This window comes from Aeromonas bivalvium (genome assembly GCF_000819765.1).
Taxonomy (GTDB): Bacteria; Pseudomonadota; Gammaproteobacteria; order Enterobacterales; family Aeromonadaceae; genus Aeromonas; species Aeromonas bivalvium.
Genome location: NZ_CDBT01000010.1, coordinates 6,974 through 28,625, shown reverse-complemented (window position 1 = coordinate 28,625; position 21,652 = coordinate 6,974). Strand labels below are relative to the sequence as shown.

At 63.9% G+C, this 21,652-nt stretch carries 19 protein-coding genes; 6 read left to right on the top strand and 13 right to left on the bottom strand.

Annotated features, from left to right (window positions below):
* Positions 1–24: 24 nt before the first annotated feature.
* Together BN1119_RS03630 and BN1119_RS03625 are read left to right on the top strand one after the other, a co-directional pair.
* Positions 25–918, top strand: a complete 894-nt coding sequence (locus BN1119_RS03630; RefSeq protein WP_041994090.1) for a LysR family transcriptional regulator — start codon at positions 25–27, stop codon at positions 916–918.
* Between the two features lie 72 nt (positions 919–990).
* Positions 991–1,239, top strand: coding sequence for a DinI-like family protein (locus BN1119_RS03625; RefSeq protein ID WP_041994088.1), 249 nt, complete (start codon positions 991–993; stop codon positions 1,237–1,239).
* A 107-nt stretch (positions 1,240–1,346) separates the two neighbouring features.
* Here the strand turns inward: BN1119_RS03625 and BN1119_RS03620 are convergent, their stop codons facing one another.
* The 5 genes from BN1119_RS03620 to dcuC form a co-directional block, all read right to left on the bottom strand.
* Entirely contained in the window at positions 1,347–2,084 is a 738-nt protein-coding gene (locus BN1119_RS03620) for a DUF2927 domain-containing protein (protein ID WP_084205280.1), read from the bottom strand.
* Between the two features lie 32 nt (positions 2,085–2,116).
* The gene (locus BN1119_RS03615) at positions 2,117–2,620 is read right to left on the bottom strand and encodes a M48 family metallopeptidase (RefSeq protein WP_041994086.1); all 504 of its coding nucleotides are present in this window, start codon (positions 2,618–2,620) and stop codon (positions 2,117–2,119) included.
* Positions 2,621–2,728: 108 nt separating this feature from the next.
* The gene (locus tag BN1119_RS03610; RefSeq protein WP_041994085.1) at positions 2,729–4,372 is read right to left on the bottom strand and encodes a hypothetical protein; all 1,644 of its coding nucleotides are present in this window, start codon (positions 4,370–4,372) and stop codon (positions 2,729–2,731) included.
* A gap of 209 nt (positions 4,373–4,581) precedes the next feature.
* On the bottom strand, positions 4,582–6,240 hold the full coding sequence (locus BN1119_RS03605; protein ID WP_041994083.1) for a bifunctional metallophosphatase/5'-nucleotidase: 1,659 nt from the start codon (positions 6,238–6,240) through the stop codon (positions 4,582–4,584).
* Positions 6,241–6,341: 101 nt separating this feature from the next.
* Positions 6,342–7,694 (bottom strand): anaerobic C4-dicarboxylate transporter DcuC, encoded by a 1,353-nt coding sequence (gene dcuC, locus BN1119_RS03600; protein ID WP_041994081.1) that lies wholly within the window; start codon positions 7,692–7,694, stop codon positions 6,342–6,344.
* 341 nt (positions 7,695–8,035) lie between these two features.
* Here dcuC and BN1119_RS03595 point away from each other — a divergent pair, with 341 nt between their 5' ends.
* Positions 8,036–8,647 carry a DUF922 domain-containing protein gene (locus BN1119_RS03595; RefSeq protein ID WP_041994079.1) on the top strand — a complete coding sequence of 204 codons (612 nt, stop codon included), beginning with the start codon at positions 8,036–8,038 and terminating at the stop codon, positions 8,645–8,647.
* 99 nt (positions 8,648–8,746) lie between these two features.
* Here BN1119_RS03595 and mnmC read toward each other — a convergent pair whose 3' ends face one another.
* Complete coding sequence (mnmC, locus tag BN1119_RS03590) at positions 8,747–10,762, bottom strand: bifunctional tRNA (5-methylaminomethyl-2-thiouridine)(34)-methyltransferase MnmC2/FAD-dependent 5-carboxymethylaminomethyl-2-thiouridine(34) oxidoreductase MnmC1 (RefSeq protein ID WP_209434885.1); 2,016 nt, start codon at positions 10,760–10,762, stop codon at positions 8,747–8,749.
* Between the two features lie 90 nt (positions 10,763–10,852).
* On the opposite strand from mnmC, the gene fabB reads away from it, so the two are divergent.
* Positions 10,853–12,064 carry a beta-ketoacyl-ACP synthase I gene (gene fabB, locus BN1119_RS03585; RefSeq protein WP_041994073.1) on the top strand — a complete coding sequence of 404 codons (1,212 nt, stop codon included), beginning with the start codon at positions 10,853–10,855 and terminating at the stop codon, positions 12,062–12,064.
* Positions 12,065–12,149: 85 nt separating this feature from the next.
* Here fabB and BN1119_RS03580 read toward each other — a convergent pair whose 3' ends face one another.
* Both BN1119_RS03580 and ppnP read right to left on the bottom strand, forming a co-directional pair.
* A complete protein-coding gene (locus BN1119_RS03580) occupies positions 12,150–12,647 on the bottom strand; it encodes a GNAT family N-acetyltransferase (protein WP_041994070.1) in 498 nt (165 codons plus the stop codon).
* Between the two features lie 130 nt (positions 12,648–12,777).
* Positions 12,778–13,062 carry a pyrimidine/purine nucleoside phosphorylase gene (gene ppnP / locus BN1119_RS03575; protein WP_041994066.1) on the bottom strand — a complete coding sequence of 95 codons (285 nt, stop codon included), beginning with the start codon at positions 13,060–13,062 and terminating at the stop codon, positions 12,778–12,780.
* A 269-nt stretch (positions 13,063–13,331) separates the two neighbouring features.
* Here ppnP and BN1119_RS03570 point away from each other — a divergent pair, with 269 nt between their 5' ends.
* Complete coding sequence (locus BN1119_RS03570) at positions 13,332–14,570, top strand: dicarboxylate/amino acid:cation symporter (protein ID WP_041994063.1); 1,239 nt, start codon at positions 13,332–13,334, stop codon at positions 14,568–14,570.
* A 95-nt stretch (positions 14,571–14,665) separates the two neighbouring features.
* Here the strand turns inward: BN1119_RS03570 and BN1119_RS03565 are convergent, their stop codons facing one another.
* Positions 14,666–15,082 carry a MerR family transcriptional regulator gene (locus BN1119_RS03565; RefSeq protein ID WP_041994060.1) on the bottom strand — a complete coding sequence of 139 codons (417 nt, stop codon included), beginning with the start codon at positions 15,080–15,082 and terminating at the stop codon, positions 14,666–14,668.
* Positions 15,083–15,207: 125 nt separating this feature from the next.
* Between BN1119_RS03565 and BN1119_RS03560 the strand changes: the two genes are divergently transcribed.
* On the top strand, positions 15,208–16,371 hold the full coding sequence (locus BN1119_RS03560) for a thiolase family protein (protein ID WP_041994057.1): 1,164 nt from the start codon (positions 15,208–15,210) through the stop codon (positions 16,369–16,371).
* Here BN1119_RS03560 and BN1119_RS03555 read toward each other — a convergent pair.
* The 4 genes from BN1119_RS03555 to BN1119_RS03540 form a co-directional block, all read right to left on the bottom strand.
* Complete coding sequence (locus BN1119_RS03555) at positions 16,368–17,588, bottom strand: EAL and HDOD domain-containing protein (protein WP_041994054.1); 1,221 nt, start codon at positions 17,586–17,588, stop codon at positions 16,368–16,370. The genes BN1119_RS03560 and BN1119_RS03555 overlap by 4 nt on opposite strands.
* 198 nt (positions 17,589–17,786) lie before the next feature.
* On the bottom strand, positions 17,787–19,061 hold the full coding sequence (locus BN1119_RS03550; protein ID WP_041994051.1) for an outer membrane protein transport protein: 1,275 nt from the start codon (positions 19,059–19,061) through the stop codon (positions 17,787–17,789).
* Between the two features lie 231 nt (positions 19,062–19,292).
* Positions 19,293–20,579, bottom strand: coding sequence for an outer membrane protein transport protein (locus tag BN1119_RS03545; RefSeq protein WP_041994048.1), 1,287 nt, complete (start codon positions 20,577–20,579; stop codon positions 19,293–19,295).
* Positions 20,580–20,970: 391 nt separating this feature from the next.
* On the bottom strand, positions 20,971–21,652 hold a 682-nt coding region (locus BN1119_RS03540; protein WP_041994045.1), incomplete at its 5' end, for a DUF3379 domain-containing protein.

The following is a 21,652-nucleotide window of genomic DNA, read 5'->3' as shown; positions in this document are numbered from 1 at the left end:
TTTATCTCAAGCATGGAGGCTTGCATGATATGGTCCCCCCCTCGCAGTCAATTGCCCCTGTACGGCCTGCAAGTATTCGAGTGCGCCGCCCGCCACCTGAGCTTCACCCTGGCGGCCGATGAGCTGTGCGTGAGCCCTGGCGCGGTGAGCAAGCAGATCGCCCAGCTGGAGGCGCGCCTCGGTCACCCCCTCTTCTTGCGCGGTACCCGCTGCCTTGCCCTGACCCCGGCCGCCGAGCAACTGTTGCCCTATGTCAGCGAAGGACTGGCCCGCATGGGGGAGGGGCTCAGTGCCCTGCAAGCCCTGCCCCAGCAGCAGGCCATCAGCATCAAGGTGCCCTCCTGCGCCAGCCGTTGGCTGCTGCGCCAGCTGCAGGCGTGCGAGGGAGAGGCGGTTGAGGTGCGCGGCAGCCACAGCCACGGCATCGATTTTTCCCGGGAGCCCTTCGATCTCGCCATCGTCTACCAGCCCTGCCAGGGGCGAGCCCCCCACAGTCAGCCCCTGTTTCGCGAGCGCCTCACCCCCATCTGCGCCCCCGCCTTTGCCGCCAGACACGCACTGTTCGAGCGCCCCATCACGGATCTGCTGACGCTGCCGCTGCTCCATGCCAGTGCGGATCGTCGGGACTGGCGCAACTGGTTCGCCGCCTTCGTCGAAACCCCTTGGCTCCCCAGGGGGGGCCAGCTGTTCGATACCCTGGATCTCGCGATGAATGCCGCCTTGCAGGGGTTTGGCATCTCCCTCGGGGATCCCACCATAGTGGCCGAAGAGCTGGAGAGCGGCGTGCTGGTGGCCCCCTTCGCCCCCGTACTCAGCACGGATCACGAATATGCCCTCTTGATGCGCCCCGACAGTCAGCGAGCCGGGGTACACAGGGTCCATGAGTGGTTGTGCAACAGCGTCCAGCCCCTGCGCTGACTTTTCCGCTCGCCCCCTTTACAGGGAATAAAAATACTGTATAAAATTACAGTGTCAACAGCGGAGGTGCGTATGCGTCTGGAAATCATCATCGACAGGAAAAAACAGGTCTCCCCCGACATCATGGCGGCCCTGGAGCAGGAGCTGCTCAAGCAGCTGGGTCGCCATTTCCCCGATATCCAGGTACGGGTGGCGGGGGGCAGCAACATGGCCCTGAACATCACCCGGGCCAGCAAGGAGGAAAAAGAGCTGCTGGAGGAGCTGGTGCAGGAGGTGTGGGAGAACGCCGAGAGCTGGATGCCGGAGTCGAACGTCGCCTGACAAGGGTTGGCTGCGCCAGCATGGGCGCCAACATCCCCTTGGGCGGCCATGCCCCCACGCAGAGTCAGGGGAGGTGGGCCCGCTTGCCCTTGCGTCATCTCGCCGGCTCAGAGCCCAGCCCAGGATTTGAGGCTGAGGGTCTGGACCCGGCGACTGGCGGCGCGGATCTCGTCATCGGCCTTGAGATCCCGCAGCACACTGGGCAGGGCGGCGGCCACCTCGGCCTGGCTCATGCCCGGATGCAGGGCCGGGTGGTAGGCCATCTTGAGCAGCAGGTAGTCGAGCCCGGTCAGGAAGCTGTCCGTGCTGCGATCATTGAACACGGAGGGAAAGACGGCATCCGAGTCGTTGGGCAACCCCATCACCTGGGTCAGCTCCTCCACCACGCAATCGAGAAAGCGGCCCTTGTCCCGGCTGGCGTCCACCGGGATGATGATGCTGGCCCGGCGAATGACCCCCTCCCTGTCTGTGCCAAAATTGGCCAGGCAGAGTCCATCGGCCAGGGCGGCGCTCACACTCGGGCTCTTGCCCATCAATCGCTCGGCCCATTGCGCCACCTTGGCACGGCGGGTCATCACCAGGGTGAGGTTGGCCCCCGCCGCGCCCTTGGCCAGGGTGACCGGGTGGCCGGTGATCCGGGTCAGGTGGGCCGCCTGGATCTGCACCACCTCGGCCTGCAGCGGCTTGTCCCCCACCTCGTTGACGAGGTGGATCCTGACGGGGTCGCGCCAGCGGTTGAAACGGACCGGTCCGGCATCCCTGTATTCCCGCCCGAGGGCCACCCGCTGGAAGCTTTCCATCAGATAGGCATCCTGCTGCCAGTGCGCCCGGGCCTGGGCGGCCATGGCGGGCAGGAGCAGCAGACAGGCGAGCAGCCTCACCCCGCGCTCTTCTCCAGATCTCGCCAGGTGAGCCAGAGCCGCAGATCGAACTCCAGCTGGTGGTAATCCGGCTCCATGTGCTGGCAGAGCTGATAGAAGGCCTTGTTATGCTCCTTCTCCCGGATATGGGCCAGTTCATGGACCACTATCATCCTGAGAAACGCCGGGGGAGCGGCCTTGAACAGGGCGGCGATGCGGATCTCGTTCTTGGCCTTGAGCTTGTTGCCCTGCACCCGGCTGACATAGGTGTGCAGGCCAAGGGCATCCTTGATCACGTTGATCTTGCCATCAAAGATCACCTTGGAGAGGGGGGCCGAGCTCTTGAGGTAGCGGCTCTTGAGCTCCTGGGTGTAGGCGAGCAGGGCCTTGTCGCTCTGAATGAGGTGGCTGTCCGGGTAGCGTTTGGCGAGAAATTCACCGAGTTTGCCGTGGGCGATCAGCTGCAACACCTGGGCCTTGAGGGGCTCGGGATAGCCGCCGAGATAGGTCAATGCCGTCATGGGACTCCTGCCGGATGAAAAGGGATGAAACGAAGAGGCCCCTCATTGTAGCCAATGAGGGGCCTGATTTATATCCGGGTCTTGCCGGGGCTCGCGGCCACGGCGGGATCACTGCCGGCGGTAGAGACCGGGCTCGACCTCCCGATAGTGGGTCTCCAGGTAGCGGTAGAAGGCCTGGGTGGAGGGGGGGGCGGACGGCTGGCGTCCCAGGGCGACCTTCTCCGCCTTGGCGATGATGAATTTGGGGGGCTGGCGCTGCAGATCCTGCAGCACCCGCTCGCGCACGTCATAGGGGGGATTGACGTTGGCGAAGAACAGATAGGCCGAGGCGGGCTGGCGATCGGTCCACAGATAATATTGGGGCTGGATGGCATCGACCCAGATCCTGTCGCTCGGGGTGGTCTCGGCCAGGATGCGATCGACGCGCACCTGGGCGGCGGCATTGAAAGGGCGTCCCTTCTGGGTGCCATCCCAGGCGTTGTTGATCATCAGGGCCAGCATGGCCAAGGTGGCGAGCCAGGGGGTGGCGGATCGCACATCCCAGGCCCGCCACAGGGGGAGCAGGATCAGCACGGGCAAGGCCCACAGCAGGCTGGTCCCCAGCACCTCGCTTACCCGCTCCAGGCTCCACTCCTTGTTGCTCCAGCCAAAGATCAGCTGCTGGGCCAGCAGCCAGCTGGCGGTGAGCACCACCAGGGAGATGCAAAACAGGCCCATGAGATCGCTCTGGCGCTCGCTGCGATCGAGCAGGCAGGCCAGCGGCAGCAGCCCCAACGGCAGGTAGAGCACATCATAGTGATCGAACACATGGCCCGACACCGAGTTGGCAATCAGGGTGAACAGCACCGCCAGCAGGGTGGCGATCAGGGCGGGCAGATACCACTCCTGGCGTCGGCTCAGCATCAGGAGGATGAAAGGGGGGAGCAGCATGACGAGGCCGGTGCGCAGCAGGCCGACCGCCCCCACATAGACGGAGAAGCCATTGCCATAGCTCCCCTCGAAGAAGATGTCGAAGGCGTAGTACTTGAATTCGGCCAGCAGCCCATGGTGCTGGAAATAGCCATAGAGGGGGACGCCAATCAGGGCCAGACCCAGCAGGCTGGAGAGCAGCAGCAGCAGGGCATCGCGCCACTGCTCGCGCAGGCACCACTGGCAGAAGAGCACCAGATACCAGGCCCCCCAGAGGGCGCCGTTGTTGGTGCGCATCCAGGCGACGATGGCGAAGCCGAGCCCGGCCACCAGGGCCGGCCACCAGCGAAACTCCTTGTCCAGCAGCAGGGTGATGAAGGCCCACTGGGCGATCAGGGCCAGATGAAACGTCCAATCCTCCGTCATGTTGCCGTAGTAGTAACGGGTGCCGTACAGGGCCAGCACCGCCAGCATGGCGCCGAGGCGGGCGCGAAAGGAGAGGGCGAGCTGATTGAAGGCCTGCCAGCTCGCCAGCAGGCCGAGCCAGCACAGCAGCAGCTCCAGCAGCCAGATGCCGCGAAAACCGTCCAGCCAGTAACCCAGGGCATCGAGGGCGAAGATCATGGGGCCCTTGATGTCGATCATGTCGCGATAGAGCACCCCCCCCTCGTACCACATCTTGCCCATGACGGCGAACAGGGAGGCATCGAAGCCGGGAGCCATGCCGTAGAAGAGCGGATTGCGCAGGCAAAACAGGCAGGCGATGAGGCCGGTCAACAGGATGGCGAGGGGACGCAGCGGCGGATTGTTGCGCGAAGAGGAGAAACGGATGGAGTGATTCATGAAGCCTGATCCTGTGCCTGAGCATGCGAAAGCGGGCCTATCTTGCCGAGCCTGGGCCTTTGATGCAATGGGGGCGCAGGGCGGGACGCAAATATTCCCGCCCTGCGCGCCTCACAGGGCTATTCCCGGACTGAAAACAGCCACTTATCGCCCCTGTCGCGAAGCAGTGCCGCTCCCCCGACGGGGCGGCCATCCCCAGGCTTGCCGATTCAAGCTCCGGGATGAGGCCGGTAGTGGATCAGGGGCGCGGGGGCCGGCAGGGTCGGGTGCTGGCGCGCCCAGCGGATGAAGGCATCGGCCAGGGTGATGCCGAGCTCCTGGTTGTGCTGGGTCAGGGTGCGGGTGAGGGCGGTGTATCCCTCCTTGCCGGAGGCGGTATAGGCGCTGGAGACGCCGCGATAGACCCCCTCCTTCTCCACCGGCTGCCAGTGACCCGGGCTGGCCTCCCACTCCAGCTGGCGGATGCGCTGCCCCTTGGGGAGTTCGGCCAGATAGTGAAAGCGCACCCCGGCGGTGTAGGGGAAGCTGCCGCTGCCATTGCCTGTCACCCCGTTGTCGGTGGCGTTGTCGATGGCGCCTTCCAGGGCCTCTGCCAGCTCATGACCATGCACCCGATAGAGGGTGAGGGGAATGGCGAAGGGGAGCAGCTGCCCGGCGATGTCCGCCTCGGTGAGGGGGCCGGGCTCGAGGGAGCAGCGCACGCCGCCGCCATTGTGCAGGGCGAAATCGACCCGCCCCACCTGCTCGCGGGCCCCGGCCAGCATGGCGGCCGCGACCAGGGGCGCCACCTGGCTGCCGTGGGGCAACCTGGCGTCCGGGATCCGCTGGTGCAGCAGCGGCTCGGGCAGCCGGGTCACCGTCCTGGCGGCCATCTCCTCGAGGGCGGGGCGATAACGGCGCGCCATGTGATCCTCGATGAGGGGATCCGGCGCGCAGAAATGGAGGTTGGCGGGGGCGGGGCTGGCATAGGGCCAGGGTTGCCAGGGGAACCACTCGATGCGGCCCCGGCCCTGACTGACCCGGCCCTGTTCATCGAAGTCGAGCTCGCACACCCCCAGGCTCTGGGCGCTGTGACCCGCGTGGAGAATGGCGACCCGATTGACCATCAGGGGATAGCTCCCCTCGCTTGTCAGTCCGAGCGGGGCCAGATCCCCCAGCTGGCTGTGGGTGTGGCCGCCGACAATCAGGCTGAGTTCGGGGAAGCGGGCCGCCAGCCGCTTGTCCTGCTCCAGCCCCAGGTGACTGAGCAATATGATGTGCGCTATTCCTTCGGCCTTGATCTCGCCGAGGGCGGCGCTCAGGGTCTCCTCTATGCCGTGGAAGCGGGTGTGGGGATCCGGGCTCGCGATGGCGGCCATCTGCGGCAAGGTGATGCCGAGCAGGGCGAAGGGGACGCCGTCGATGACGCGCCTGTGCCAGGGGCGGCTGGCATCAAACAGGTGAGGCAAGCCGTGCAGTCGCAGCGGGGCATCGGCCGGCTCCTGGCTGCTGTCGAGGTTGGCGGCCAGCACCGGATAGTCGAGCTGGCGCAGAAACTCCACCAGCGGGCCGTTGCCGAGATCGAATTCATGGTTGCCGATCACCATGGCATCCGGTCGCAGCAGGCCGAGCAAGTCGGCGTTGGCCCGTCCCTTGAAGCGGTTGAAATAGAGCGACCCCTGGAAGGTGTCACCCCCGTGCAGCAGCAGGCAGGTCTGGCCCGCGGCGGCGGCCTGTTGGCGCAGGGCGGTCAGCCGGGTCAGGATGCGGCCGTAGCCGCCACATTGGGTGCGCCACTCGGACTCACCCTCAGGGGAGAAGCGCATGGGGGCGCCATCGAAATGGGAGTGGCAGTCACTGAAGTGGGCAAGTTGAACCGTAATACTCAAGGCTCGGTCCTCCTTAGGGAAAAAGAGCACCGAGTCTACTGCAAGGGGTGGGGGGGATGCCAGCCCGGCAGACGCCGGGCTGGAAAAGAGTCAGACGGTACTCAGGCAGGCACCAGGATCTGGGTGGCCAGGATCACCACCAGCAGGCCGACGGCCACCGGCAGCGAGGTGCGCTTGACCACCTCGAACGGCGAGAGGTTGGCCATGCCGGAGCAGGCAACCACCACCCCGGAGACCGGGGAGATGGTGCGGCCGAGGTTCGAGGCCTGCAACATGGGGATCACCAGATAGGCGGGGTTGATGCCCAGGGAGCTGGCCAGGTTGGGGATCAGCTCCACGAAGGCGTAGAAGGGGGCATTGCCCGAGCCCGTGGTGAAGGCGGCCAATGTGGTGATCACCACCAGGGAGAGCATCATGATGGCGCCGCCGCTGCCAAGATCCTGGGCGTGGGCGAGCAGGGTATCGATGAAGCCGATGGTCATCAGCCCCTGGGCGAACACGCCGGCGCCTACCAGCAGCATGACCACGCCGGCGAAGGCGTCGGCCATGTTGCGCCAGCACACCTGCAGACCGTCGAGCAGCCCCTTGCCATCCCGATGACGGGCCAGCTCCAGCAGGGCGCTCAGGGTCAGGCACATGACGATGATGGTGACGATATCGAGCTGGGGGCCCAGCTTGCCGTCGAAGATCAGCACCCCGATGATGGGGGTAAACGGCAGTATGGCGTAATAGGCGGGGGCAGTGGTGATGAGATCTCCTGCCGCGACCCGCTCGTTCACCTCGCTGGAGCGCTTGTCCAGATAACGCTGCCAGAAGAAGTGGGTGACGGCCATGGCGGCGATGGCGGTCAAGGAGATGGGCAGGGTCAGCTTGAAGGCAAAGTCGATGAGCTCCATGTTGGCGGCCTGGGCGGCCATCACCACGTCCCCGGAGGTGGGAGAGAGGATGATGGCGGCCGGGGAGGCGCACACCGCCGCTGCGGCCCCGCGGGAGATCCCCATGTTGACCATGAGGGGGAACAGGGTCGCCATCAGTAAGACCCCGAGGCCCGTGGCCGAGCTCACCGCCAGCGACATGGCGCAGGCTACCAGATAGGCGGCCACCAGCAGCACGTAGGGAGACTTGATGACGCCAAGGGGCTTGCTGGCGAGCTTGACCAGCATGGTGTTGGCGCCGATGTGGCTCATGTAGCCGGCGAATCCGCACAGCACCATGATCAGCATGCCCAGACCGCCGCCCCGGCTGTTGAGCAGGAAGCGCACGTATTCGAAGATGTCGGTCACCACGTTGCCCGTGGTGGGGACGCTCTCTGGCAGCACCGGCTTGCCGAGCAGTGCCGTGATGGCCAGCAGCAGCAGGCCGCCGCTGAGCAGTATGCCGGTGGCCGAATAGCCCTTGAAGATGCAGCGACCCACTATGAGGGTAACCAGGGTGCCAATCGTGAGTTCAACCATATTCAGGATCCTGTGGGTCAAGGGAGAGTCGGTGGGGCTGGCTCGCGCTGCGGCAGCCATTTATGCGATGGATGCTAATGTAACCAGCAAATTGGTCTGTTGATTTGATTAAGGTCAGCAAATCATGGGGTGGCGAGGCGAAGGCGCGGGACTGACTGGCCAGAAGCAGGCCCCTGGCCCCCCGGCCCTGACCATGCTGGTTGCGCGCCGGGCCATGGCGACTTGCGCAGATGCGCGCCGGGTATCATGATGAGACTTGCGCAGGGCGTCAGTTAATTAATATATTGATTATTCATGACATTCACCGGTCAGATGACAACGATAAGGCGGCGTAGAGCACCATGGGCAAGTTGGGTAACCTGGGTTGGGGAGTGAGTCTGCTGTGGGCCGCCGCGGTCGGCGCCGCTCCGACCCATTACGTCGGGGTCAAGATAGAGCCGGATATCCGGGTCGACTTCCAGTTCTACAAGGTGAAGGGGACCAGCATGCAGGCCGCCCTGGCCCAGGCCGCGCGGCTCGGTCCCAAGGGGAGCGTCGGTCAGCAGGGGCTCGGCATGGCCAGCTACCGGCTCGACTGGACCATGCTGGCCTATCCCCTGGCGGGGCGCTGCGACCTCAAGGAGGTCAGGGTCAGGACCCGGATCAAGGTGATGGTGCCCGAGTGGGTCAACAAGTCAGGGGCGAGCGTGGCGGAGCAGCAGAACTGGAACATCATGCTCGGCGCCATGCTCGACTATGAGAGCCGCCACAAGGACATAGTGCAGGAGACCGCCAGCGCCATCGGCTACAAGCTCGCCCAGCTTCCCCCAAGCAATGACTGCGCCGCCTTGCGCCATCAGGGGGATCTGCAGGGGCGTGCCCTGCTGGCGCAAGCCAAATCCCGCTTCGCCCGCCTCGCCGAACAGACGGATCATGGCCGCAAACTGGGGTTGAGCTGGCCGCTCTCCCCTTGAGCAGGGTCCTCCGTCGGCCGACGTGAGGCAATGAATGCGAGACGCCGCCAGGGGCAAGCCACTGGCGGCGTCTCGTTATGGGCCCTGGCCTTCCGCGGCTCAGCTGACCGGCTTGCCCTTGAGCCATTTGCGCACCCAGTAGCGGGCGGGATGCAGGGCAGCCAGCAGATCCCAGGCCAGAGGCAGGGGATCGCCCACTATCTCGCTGGCGAGCAGCTCGCCGCACAGGGGCGCCGAGCAGAGCCCCCTGGAGCCCAGGGCCCCCAACACAAAGAGGCCGGGATAGGTGGCCAGGGGCTGCGCCGGACGCGCCTTGAGGGGCAGCTGATCCAGCGCGCGCAGGGCGTCGAGCCGGACGATGGGCCCCACCACGGGCAGATGGTCCCGGCTGGCGCAGCGCACGCCGACACGGGCCTGGTCGCCGCTCACATCCACCTCGGCAGGCCAGGACTGCTCCTGCAGGCAGGCTTGCAGCCGCGCCTGGTTCTGAACCTGCTCCTCGGCACTATACGCTAGGGTGCTCTGGTTGCGGCCATAGCTGGCACCGATGCAGTGCGCTCCGTCGTGGGCCGGGGTGAGGTAGCCGTCGTAACAGAGCACAGTCCTGAGCTGGCTTAACCGCGCCGTGGTCGGTACATGGCTCACCTGACCGCGTACCGGGTAGAGGGGGAGTTCCGCAAAGGGGATCAGGGCGGGTAGCTGGTGACCGGCGGCCACCACCAGGTTGGGGGCCTGCCAGTGGCGGCCATCCTGGCTCTCCACCCGCCAGCCGTCCGCCAGCTCGCTGATGGTGCTCACCGGCGCGTGGTACTCAAGCTGCAACAGGCCGCTGGCCTGGGCCTCGTCGAAGGCGGCGCGAGTGAGATCCGCCGGGCAGAGCCAGCCCCCCAGGGGGTAGCTGACGCCACCATGGCCGCAGGGCAGGCCGACCACCTGCTCAACGTCCGAGGCAGAGAGTGGGTGCATCAACGCGGGGGGGAAGGGGCCCTGGGCCATCTTCTCCAGTTTTTGCGCCGATTTGTGGTCGTAGCCGAGCTGGGTGACGCCGCACAAGTCGAAGGCGACGGGGTGTCGCTTGGCCAGGTGCAGCAGCCGCTGGCGGGCAAAGCCGAAGGCGAGGGAATAGAAGCGCGACAGGGCATCGTGCTCGCCATTGAGCAGGGGATAGAGGGCCCCCTGGCGATTGCCCGAGGCGCCGCAGGCAGGCTCGCCTTCCTCGCACAGCAGCCGAACCCGGCGGCCCCGCTCCACCAGGGAGAGGGCCGTCATGGCCGAGGCGATGCCCCCGCCTATGATGAGCACTTCGCCGGGACGCCCCGCCGGGCGTGGATAGGCGGGCGCCAGGCTGGCATCCGCCTGCTTGTCCTGGCGATGGCCCGCCAGCATCTCCCGCTTGCTGCCGTGGCCTTTCACCTTGGCCATGCTGAAACCGGCGGCGATGAGGCCCCGGCGCACGAAGCCGGCACAGGTAAAGGTGGCGACGCTGGCGCTGGGGCGGGCGAGACGGGCCAGGTGGTCAAACAGCCCCTGGGTCCACATCTCGGGGTTCTTGGCGGGGGAGAAGCCATCCAGATACCAGGCGTCGACCAGGCCCTCGGCGGGGCAGGGCCACTGGGGCAAGGCATCTTCGATGTCGCCGAGCCAGAGATCGAGCCGCACCCGGCCCGCGGCGAACAGCAGCCGATGGCAGCCGGCGACCGCCAGCGGCCACTGGGCGATGAGCTCGGCGCTCAAGGGGGCCAGCTCGGGCCAGGCCGCCAGGGCCTTGCCAAGGTCTGCTTGGGTGAGGGGGAATTTTTCGACGCTGATGAAGTGCAGGCGGGAACCGTCGCCGTGTTGGGGGGCATGTTCCAGAAACGCAGCCATTGTGGCGAGAAAGTTAAGGCCGGTGCCAAAACCTGTTTCACCCACCACAAAACTGTCACTGTCGTGGTGGCAGAATCGTGCCGGTAGCCCATTTTGCAGTAAAAAGACGTAGCGGCTTTCACTTAGACCGTTATCATTGGAAAAGTAGACATCCCCGAAGTCGCTGGAAACCGGAGTTCCCGCTTCATTCCAGTCCAATCGGGCATGATGTAAGGATGTTTGACTCACGTTTTCCTCTGCTCGCGTCACCAAATCGCGGGCATTCTACGTGAAAGCAGACCAGTTTGGCAGCCGAAAGCGGGTAGACTTGGCGCCAGTTTTTCCAGACGAGATGAATTAATGAGAAGAGCAGTGATCACCGGTATCGGCGTCATCTCCAGTATCGGCAACAACAAGGAAGAAGTGCTGGCCTCCCTGAAAGCAGGTAAATCCGGCATCACCTATTCCGAGCAGTTTGAACAATACAACCTGCGCAGCCGTGTCTGGGGTAACATCAAACTCGATCCGTCCGAACTGATCGACCGCAAGGTCATGCGCTTCATGGGTGACGCCGCGGCCTACGCCTATCTCTCCATGGAGCAGGCCATCGCCGACGCCGGCCTGCCCGAAGATCAGGTCTCCAACGAGCGTACCGGCATCGTGGTTGGCTCCGGCGGCGCCTCCGGCAAGAACACCTCCGAGTCTGCGGACATCGCCCGCGAGAAAGGGGTCAAGCGCGTGGGTCCCTACATGGTGCCGCGCACCATGTCCTCCACCACCTCCGCCTGCCTGGCCACCCCGTTCAAGATCAAGGGTGTCAACTACACCATCAGCTCCGCCTGTGCCACCTCTGCCCACTGCATCGGTCACGCCCTGGAACTGATCCAGCTGGGCAAGCAGGACATCGTCTTCGCTGGCGGCGGCGAGGAGCTGGACTGGTCTTCCACCATCCAGTTCGATGCCATGGGCGCCCTCTCCACCAAGTACAACGACAACCCGGAAAAAGCCTCCCGCACCTATGATGCGGATCGCGACGGCTTCGTCATCTCAGGTGGCGGCGGCATCCTGGTGGTCGAGGAGCTGGAACATGCCCTGGCCCGCGGCGCCCACATCTACGCCGAGATCACAGGTTACGGTGCCACCTCCGATGGCTACGACATGGTCGCCCCGAGCGGTGAAGGCGCGGTGCGTTGCATGAAGATGGCGATGCAGGGTGTCGGCTCCGTGGACTACATCAACACCCATGGCACCTCCACCCCGGTCGGCGATACCAAGGAGCTGGAAGCGATCCAGACCCTGTTTGGTAGCAAGGCACCCAAGCTCTCCGCCACCAAGGCCATGACCGGTCATGCACTGGGCGCTGCCGGCGTGCACGAGGCCGTCTACTCCCTGCTGATGATGGAACACGGCTTCATCGCCCCCAGCATCAACATCGAGAACCTGGACGAAAAAGCCGTGGGCCTGCCCATCGTGCGCGAGTACGAAGCCGCCGACCTCAATACCGTCATGTCCAACAGCTTCGGCTTTGGCGGTACCAACGCTTCCCTGGTGTTCAGCAAGTTCAAGGCTTGATGCTCACCGGATTGGCATAGAAAAAGGCGCCGAAAGGCGCCTTTTTTATTGGGCTCTGCTGATGACTCCCGGTACCGGGGCGTGATCAGGCCGGCTCGGTCAGGGACAGGCGCATGTAGACGGCGCCCTCCCCATACTCCGCCAGGGATTTTGCGGTGGCAGAGGGGACAAAGCCCTGCTTGCGCCAGAAGGTCGGGGCATCCTGCACCGCCACCAGACCGGCATGCTGGTACCCCTTGTTGCTGGCAAAGGTGAGGGCGGTGGCGAGCAGCCGCTGGCCCACTCCCATGCCGCGCACCTCGGCCGAGACGGCGAGATCGTGCAGATAGAACTCCTGTGCCCCGGCCAGCGCCGTCATGGTGACGGAGAGTGGCGGCGGCTGGTTGGCGCGCCAGGGGTGGCAGAGCAGGTAGCCGCGCACCCGGCCCTGGTACTCAGCAACCCAGCAGCAGTCTGGGGCCAGCTCGGCCTTGTTGCTCATGACACTGAGGGGCTCGGGGGTCAGCTGGTGATAGCACTCGGCCTGAATGGCCATGATCTGGGGCCAATCCTGTGGCGAGATGGAACGGATCTGGATGCTCATGACGTTCGTTTGAATCCTTGTGTCGGCCTGACAGCTTAACCAAGGCAGGGTGCAAAGAGAAGGGGCAGGGAGCTTGTCATGACAGGAGGGGCCTTGGCCCCTCGCGATATTAGGGTGCTGGTGCGCCGGCTCAGCCGAGGAATTCGCACAGATAGGCGCTGGGGCTGCTCACCTTGAGGGAGAAGGAGGAGTTGCCGGGCACCTCGAAGGATTGCCCCTGATCATAGCGTTGCCAGTCGCTGGATCCGGCCAGTTGTATAGTCAGGCTGCCCTTGACCACCGTCATGCGCTCGGGGGCGCCGGTGTTGAACAGGTAATCCCCGGCGGCCATGACCCCCACTGTGGATTGCTCACCATTTTGATCAAAGCCGATGGATTTTACATTTCCGTCAAAATACTCGTTTACTTTCAGCATCTTTCTATCCCTGTTTATGCGGTTACCGGGTCAAGCTAGCACAGAATTCAGTCTATGTGCATAGCAAAATGGTGTTTTTTAGGCGTGTTTCTTTTGAATCTTAACTTTATTGCAAACTTATCAATATATCAGCGTCATGAATTAGCGATTCAAAACAGCAGATAAATATGAGATAAATCCGCCCGGCAGGGGAATGAGCAGGCGTTCATTCCCCTGTCTGGCTAATTGCACTGGGAAAGTGTGACATTTATTCGCGAAAGGAACATTTTGTGTTAACTAAAGGACTCATTAAGAACATTGGCTTCCAGGTCGTGGTTGCCATGCTGCTGGGGGCGCTGGTTGGTGTGCTCATGGGCGAGCAAGCCGCCATGTTTGCCCCCCTCGGCAGTCTGTTTATCCAGCTCATCAAGATGCTGGTGATCCCCCTGGTGGCGGTGGCCATCATCTCGGGCGCCGCCAACCTGGGTGCCAGCCCGGCGGCGGGCAAGATAGGGGGCAGCACCCTGCTGTTCTTCCTCGGCACCTCCGCCCTGGCCGTCTTCCTGGCCCTGGTGATGGGGCAGGTGTTCCAGCCGGGCGCCGGCGTCGATCTCAGCTCGATGAAATCCCTCTTCTCCGGCGAGTATGCCGACAAGGGTGAACTGCCCGATGCCATCGCCACCCTGCTTGGCATGATCCCGACCAACGTCTTCCAGTCCCTCAACGAGGCGAACATTCTGCAGATCCTGGTGTTCTGCCTGTTCCTCGGCATCGCCTTGGCCAAGCAGCCGGCCGCCCGTGCCAAGCCGCTGGTGGATGGTCTCAACACCCTGGTCGACGCCTTCGTCTGGATGATCAACAAGGTGATGCTGGTGGCGCCGTTCGGTGTCTTTGGTCTGATGGCCGATGCCATCGGTACCTACGGCTTCGATGTGCTCTCCCTGGTGTTCAACCTGTTTGCCGTGTACGTGGCCGCCATCCTGGTGTTCGGCTTCATCGTCTATCCGCTGCTGATCGCCGTCTTCTCCAATACCCCAGTGCTCAAGTACCTGTCCGCCATGAAGAAGGCCCAGGTCGTCGCCTTCTCCACCGCCTCCTCCATGGCGACCCTGCCGGTCACCATGGAAGTGTGCGAGAAGGAGCTGAAAGTCAGCAACAGCACCGCCGCCTTCGTGCTGCCCCTGGGGGCGACCATCAACATGAGCGGCAACGCCATCTATTACGGTCTGGTCGCCATCTTCTTCGCCCAGGTGTTCAACATCGATCTCTCCCTGGGTGCCTGGGTCGCCATCATACTGACCTCCACCCTGGGCGCCATCGGCCAGGCCGGGGTGCCGGGGCCGAGCTTCCTGGTGGTGGCCGTGCTGCTGGCAGCCGGGATCCCCATCGAGGGGCTGCCTTTGCTGTTCGCCCTGGATCGTCTGTTCGACATGATCCGTACCGCCCTCAACATCACCGGGGATGCGGCCTGCGCCATCATAGTGGACAGGTTCAGCCCGGACTACGATGCTGCCCGCTGGCAGAAATAAGCGGGGAGGGGGCAAGGCATAGCGCCCTGCTCACCCAGCCAAGCAAGAGGGGCCGATATGGCCCCTCTTTTTATTCATGGGTTTTTCCGGGGGCATTACGCTTCCCGGGTAGTGCGACCGTCCGCCAACTGGTGCAGCGCCTGCTGGCAGCGCTGCTTGGCGGCGTCCAGCTCCAGCAGCACCATCTCTATGTCTTCGAGCTGCTGATGCAGGGTTTCGCGCTTCTCCTCGATGAGGGAGAGCATGCTGCTCAGCTGGGTACGGCTGCTCTTGTCGGCATCATAGAGGTCAAATAGCTCGCGAATGTCCGCCAGGCTGAACCCCAGCCGTTTGCCGCGCAGGGTCAGCTTGAGGCGCACCCTGTCCTGGCGACTGTAGATGCGGGTCTGTCCCTGGCGGGTGGGGGTGAGCAGCCCCTGATCTTCATAGAAACGGATGCTGCGGGTGGTCACGTCAAACTCTTTGGCCAGCTCACTGATGCTGTAGCTGCGGGTGTCGTCCTTGGAGGGCATCTGGTTGTCATCTTGGCTGTCAATCCTGGCTGGCACCTTACCCAAAGCGTTGCCTGCTCGCAAGTGCTTGTCCTTCAAGGCCTGGCACCTTATGTTACCGATATGTAACCAGGAGAGGCAAAGAGATGGATATCGTCATAGTTGCGGCCAAACGCACCCCCATGGGGGCCTTTCAGGGGGCCCTCGTCACCTTGAACGCCGCCGAGCTGGGGGCATGCGCCCTGGCCGCCACCCTCGATGAGGTCGGGGTAAGCCCGGACAGGATCCAGGAGGTGCTGATGGGCAACGTGCTGGCGGCGGGCATGGGACAGGCGCCGGCGCGTCAGGCGGCGCTGGGGGCCGGCTTGCCGGTGAGCGTGCCTTGCACCACGGTCAACAAGGTGTGTGGCTCGGGCATGAAGGCGGTGATGCTGGCCGCCGACAGCCTGCGCCTGGGGCAGGGGGAGATGATACTGGCGGGGGGAATGGAGAGCATGAGCCGGGCCCCCTATCTGCTGGACAAGGCGCGGGGCGGCTATCGCATGGGCCACCAGCAGATCCAGGACAGCCTCTTTCTCGATGGTCTGCAAGATGCCTACGATGGCCAGCTGATGGGAGTCCATGCCCAGGCGAGTGCCGACAGGGCCCAGATCAGCCGGGCCGGGATGGATGCATTTGCCATGGGATCGCTGGAGCGGGCCTTGCGGGCGCAGCGAGAGGGGCGCTTCGCCGCGGAGCTGACCGAGGTGCGCCAGGGCGACAGGGTGCTGCTGGCCGAGGATGAGCAACCCGGCAAGGCCCGCATGGAGAAGATCCCCACCCTCAGGCCCGCCTTTCGCCCCGATGGCACCATCACGGCGGCCAACAGCAGCTCCATCTCGGACGGCGCCGCGGCCCTGCTGCTGATGCGTGAAGAGACGGCCCTGGCCGAAGGCCTGGTGCCGCTGGCCCGGATCCGGGGCTATGTGAGCCATGCCGGCGTGCCCGCCGAATTTGTCTCGGCCCCGGTGGCCGCCATCAACCGCCTGCTGGCGAGCCTGGGCTGGCGCAGCGACCAGGTGGATCTCTATGAGGTGAACGAGGCGTTCGCCATGGTGAGCATGCTGGCGATGACGGGGTGTGCCATTCCGGCGGAGCGGCTCAACGTCCATGGGGGGGCCTGCGCATTGGGACACCCCCTCGGCGCGAGCGGGGCCCGGATCCTGGTGACCCTGGTCCATGCCTTGCGGGCCCACGGCTTGAAGCGGGGAGTGGCAGCCCTGTGCATCGGGGGCGGGGAGGCCACGGCCCTGGCGCTGGAGCTGATCTAGGGCTGATCCATGGCGTTGAGCTGCTCGCTCACCCAGGCGGTGGCGCTCAGGTAGAGCTGACTGACCTTCTCTTCATTCAGGCCCAGGCGGGCGGTGTGCATCGCCACCCTGGGCCAGTTCGCCGCCTCGTAATCCTCACAAAATGTCAGATAGAAGCCGAGTTTGCCCTCTTTCGCCAGCAGGGCCCGGCGGATCTCGTCCGTGATGGGCACGCTGCCGAGCAGGGTCGCCATGGGTTGCTCCATCAAGACATCGAGCAAGGAGAAGAGGCCGACGATGAAGGCTTGCTGGCTCTGGGCGGTGGAGGCATGGGCCAGGGCCAGCAGCTCGCAGAAGCGTGCCCGGATCAGGGACATCTGGTAGAGCTCGGCGCTTTTGCCCTGGCCGGCGCCGCTGGTGGCGATCAGGGTGACGAAGCGCCTGAGCTGGGTGTGGCCCAGGTAGATCGCTGCCTGGCGAAAGGAGGAGATGGGCTTGCTGCGCCCCTTGAGGTTGTTGACATAGCGCAACAGCTTGAGGGAGAGGGAGACATCCTGGCCGAGCAGCTGCTCGATGCGCACCAGGTTGGGCTCGGACTGGTTCACCTCGTTGAGCAGCTGGATCACCACCATCTGGGCCGGCTGCATGGTGGCGCGCTTGACCATCTCGGGGCGACTGAAGAAAAAGCCCTGAAACAGGCTGATGCCCAGGGCCTGGGTCTGCTCGAACTCCTGCTTGCTCTCCACCTTCTCGGCCAGATAGGTGAGGCGCAGGTGGCGATGGCGCTGGATGAAGGAGGCTATCTTGGGCAGGGGGCTCAGGCGCAGGTCGAACTTGATGATGTGGATCCAGGGCAGGAACCGCTCCCAGGCCGAGGACATGGTGAAATCGTCAAGGGCCAGGCGATAGCCGAGCTGGTGCAGTTCCTGGACCTTGGCCAGCAGGGCATCGTCCGGAAGGGCATCCTCGAGGATCTCGATCACCACCTGCTTGGGAGGCAGGCACTCCGCCAGCCCCTCCAGCAGCACATCGTGGGGAAAGTTGATGAAGCAGGGGCGACCGCCCAGCAACTGGTCGATGTTCTGCTGCAAGAACTGTTCGACCACCAGGCGGGAGGTGGCCTGCCGGGACGAGATGGAGGGGAAGACATTCTCCAGGCTATCGCGAAACAGCAGCTCATAGGCATGAGTTTGCAGGCTGCTGTCGAGTATGGGTTGCCTGGCCACGTAGGAATACATGTCGTGCTCCGTGATGAAGATTGGCTTGATAGTATGGCGAAGGGAGCCACTATGCCAGTTCACCCGGGTGGGTGGGGACAATAAGCGGCCGTCATCGGGACCGAATGGTCAATATCTGGCTGGTTTACGGGCGTCGTGGGCTGAAACGGCCCCGGTCAGGGGCCGTCGTGGTAAATCTTGCGTGCTCTGGTGGGCACATCAGAACAGGTAGTTGAGCTGCATCCCCGCGAGCCAGGCATCCCCTTCCGAGCTGCCCGTGAAGGTGGAGCGGGTCGCCGCAACGCCGGGTCTGAGCTCCATGGTCTCGTGCACCGCCGCCTGCTTGCCGTCGATGAAGGTGAGCCCCAGATCCAGGCTCAGGGCCTGGCTGATGCGATAACCCGTGCCCAGACTGTACCAGATGCGATCCGAGTCAGGGATGGAGATGGTGCGCCGCTCTGTCGGCACCGGGCTCTTGTCGTAGGCCATGCCGGATCTCAGCTGCCAGTCCGGGCTGAGCCGGTAGGTGAGCCCCAGGGCATAGCGCCAGCTGTCTCGCCACTGCTCATCCTTGATGTGCATGGTGCCGTGCTTGTCCAGTTGAGCCTCGAGCTGGGTGAAGCGACTCCAGTTGGTCCAGTTGATGCTCGAATGGAGGGCAAGGGCCGGGGTGAGCTGGTGGAACAGGGCCAGCTCGGCGCTGGCGGGCAGGATCAAGTCCAGTTCGCCCTTATCCTGGAAGGGGCGCCCCTGCTCGTCGATGCCGATGGCATCTCCCGCCAGGGTGAGGGTCACGTCGTGACGGTAGGCGAGGCCGACCCGGGTCTGTTCTGAATGCTCATACAGGGTCCCCAGGTTCCAGCCGAAGGCCCAGCCATCCCCCTTGAGATGCTTGGCGACCATGTCGTTGGCGGGGAAGGTGCCCCCCACTTCCCCCTCGCCCTGGATGGCATTGACGCCGGCGCCGAACGACCAGTGTCGGTTGAGCCGATACGCCAGGGAGAGCCCCAGATCCAGGGTGCGGATGTCGGAGACATTGCCAAACTGGCCGGCGTTGTAGCGGCCCGGCATCTCGACCCCCAGGCCAAAGTAGGATCCGGCCGACAGGCCCAGACGCCACTCCTCCCCCAGGGGCATGATGAGGGCTAGGTTGGGTACCCAGGCGGCGTCGGCAATGTCGTGGGCACTGGCATCCAGGGTGACGGGACCACGGGCGGTCGGCACCTGGGTCTCCCCCTCTATGTTGACGTCGGGGCGCACATAGATGACGCCGGCAGAGAGGGCGATCTCGTCGAAGCGCGTCATGGCGGCGGCGTTGCGTGACAGCACGCTGGCGTTGTCGGCGATGGCCGCCTCCCCCGCGAAGGCACGGCCCATGCCGGTGGCAGATTGTTCCGCCAGCTGGAAGCCGGCCGCCTGTACCAGGGTGGGGCAGAGCAGCAGGGGCAGCAGTCCGAGGGAAAAGTGGGGGCGCACGCTATTTTTTACACTCATGTCAGCATTTTTATTTGGTTTTGTAGTGGGAGCGGGATTTTATATGGTACGACCAGCAATGCAATCCATGGCGGCGGCGGGGAGGCAAAAGAGGAGGATATGCTGGCAAAGGGTGGGCTAACAGATTGATAAAGAAAGAAAAGCGTACAGCTGTGTGCTACAGCTGTACGCGGAGTTGGCTGGTCGTATAAAAAAAGGGCGCCCGCAGGCGCCCTCACATTGAGGCGGTGATCAGAACATCATGTTGAACTGGGCAGCGGCCAGGAAGGCATCGCCGTGGGAGGTGCCCTTCCAGCGCAGCTGGCTGTCGTGGCCGGTCAGGCCTTCGTTGACATCGACGGACTTGCCATCGATATAGGTCATGCCGAAGTCGACGCTCATGTCCGGATTGATGTGGTAGGTGGCACCGGCGCTGTACCAGACACGGTCGGAGTCAGGGATGCTCAGGCTGCGGTATTCCGCCTCGATGGGGGTGTTGTCATAGGCGAGGCCGACGCGGGCTTCCCAGGACGGATTGACGTACCAGGTGCCGCCGATGGCATAGCGCATCGAGTCCTTGAACTCCTCGGGTTTGTAGAGGCAGACCCCGGCACCGTCGGCGCTGACACAGCTGTCGCTGGTGGCGTTGAGCTCCTTGAAGGCGCTCCAGTCGGTCCAGTTGACCGAGTAGTGCACGGCGAATTGCGGGTTCAGGCGGTGGTAACCGGCGAACTCGGCCTGGGCCGGCAGGTCGAGGGGGAGCTTGCCATCCACCTTCTGCATGCGCGACGAGGTCCCTTGATAGTCCCCCTCGAAGGTGATGTCGACCTGGGAGCGATAGGTCAGGGCGAAGCGGTGATCTTCGTTCACTTCATACATGGCGCCCAGGTTCCAGCCCCAGCCCCAGTCATCCCCTTTCAGGTGGGCGAGCTTGGTGTCCGGGCTGACCTGGGTGCCGAGCTGCTGGCTGACCGCAGGGGCCAGGACACCGGCGCGGCGGTTCAGTTCCGCCTTGGCGTAGACCAGGTTCAGACCGGCGCCCAGGCTCCACTGGGAGTCGATGCGGTAGGCGATGTTGGGGTTGAGGTTGATGGTCATCAACTCGGTGTTGCCCGCGACGGCGCCGCCGGAGAAGTTGTCCGAGTATTCGGTGGAGAGGCCGTAGTTGGAGAACATGGCCAGGCCCCAGGCCCACTGCTCGTTGATGGGCTGGATGAAGTAGGCGGCAGGCACGAAGGCGTCCGGGGCTATGTTGTTCTCGCTGGAGTCATAGGCGCCGGCAATCTTGCCGTCCACGTCCACGCTCGGGTGGATGTAGCTGCCAGCGACCGAGATCGCCATCTTGTCAAAGCGAGTCATGGCGGCCGGGTTGCGGGCCAGCACGGAGGCGTTGTCGGCAATGGCGGCTTCACCGGCGAAGGCGCGGCCCAGGCCTGAGGCAGAATGTTCGTTGAGCTGGAAAGCTGCAGCGAAGGTTTGGGTGCTGGCCAGGGTGATGGCAGCGGCAATCAGGCTCTTCTTGAAAAAGGCAGTCGTCATGGTGTTCTCTCTTTATTTGGCAGATTTTTTGCCGCGCTATCCCGGCGTAATCGCCGCAAAAGCTGACAAGATCTGTTGTTATGTTCGCATCTTCCCAATGATTTCTGGCGTGATTCTATGGATCTGGTAGGAGGTAAGAAATCAGACCAGTGAGAGCAGAATACATAAAAGTTTCTATTGTGTTAATGGTTTGTTTGATGTCGGCGCAAAAATGAGCGCATTCGGGCTTTATTGTTTAATTAATCAGCCATTGAGGGCTTGAAGCGACAGAGAAGTTTTTTGGTGTGCTGACGAGAAACGGCCGGGAATGGGCGAGAAACGGGCGGAAAAATGGGGGAAGCCCCACACAGAGCATGACAAGCTCTGGGTGGGGGCGTCGTTAAAAAGGGGTCTAGATGGACCAGTGCAAGCGGGACTCAATTTGCCTGGAGAGGGGAGCAAGCGGTTCGTCCATCTCGCCGATCAACACCAGGTTGGCCCCCTTGAGCGGGATCACCTCCCCCTTGAGCCGGCCATCATCGAATCGTGGGTCCAGGCGCAGGGGCACATGCTTGGGCACCATGAAGAGGGTGACGGGCCCCATCTTGCCTTGCAGCACCATGTGCAGTGCAGGGCCCTGATAGAAGGCACAGTGATTGACATAGGTGATCTTGGCCATGTCCTGCATGTTCATCAGGGTGGCGCCGTACTTCTCCATCTTGGCGTTGATGGTCTGAAGCGACACCTGCTCGTCGACCCCGGCGATGAAGGGCTCTTCTCCATAGACGTGAGCCAGCGCCACCTGGGCCAGAGAGGCCTGCGCTGGCGGGCTGCTCGGCCAGGGCAGCCAGCGGGTGCTGACCCCGATCAGGAAGGCGACCGAGGCGGCGATGGCCAGAGGCTTCCAGCCCGATGCCCGGGACGCCGGGGGGCGGCTCGGCGGCGATTCGGCGCCGATGGCCTGCCTGAGCAGCAGCCGCTCGGCGAGTCCGGGGGGGACGTCCACTTTCATCCCCTGGCTGAGCCTGTGATCGAACTGCTTCATCTCCTCGAGCCACTTGCGGTTGGCGGGGGACGCCTTGGCCATGTCGGTG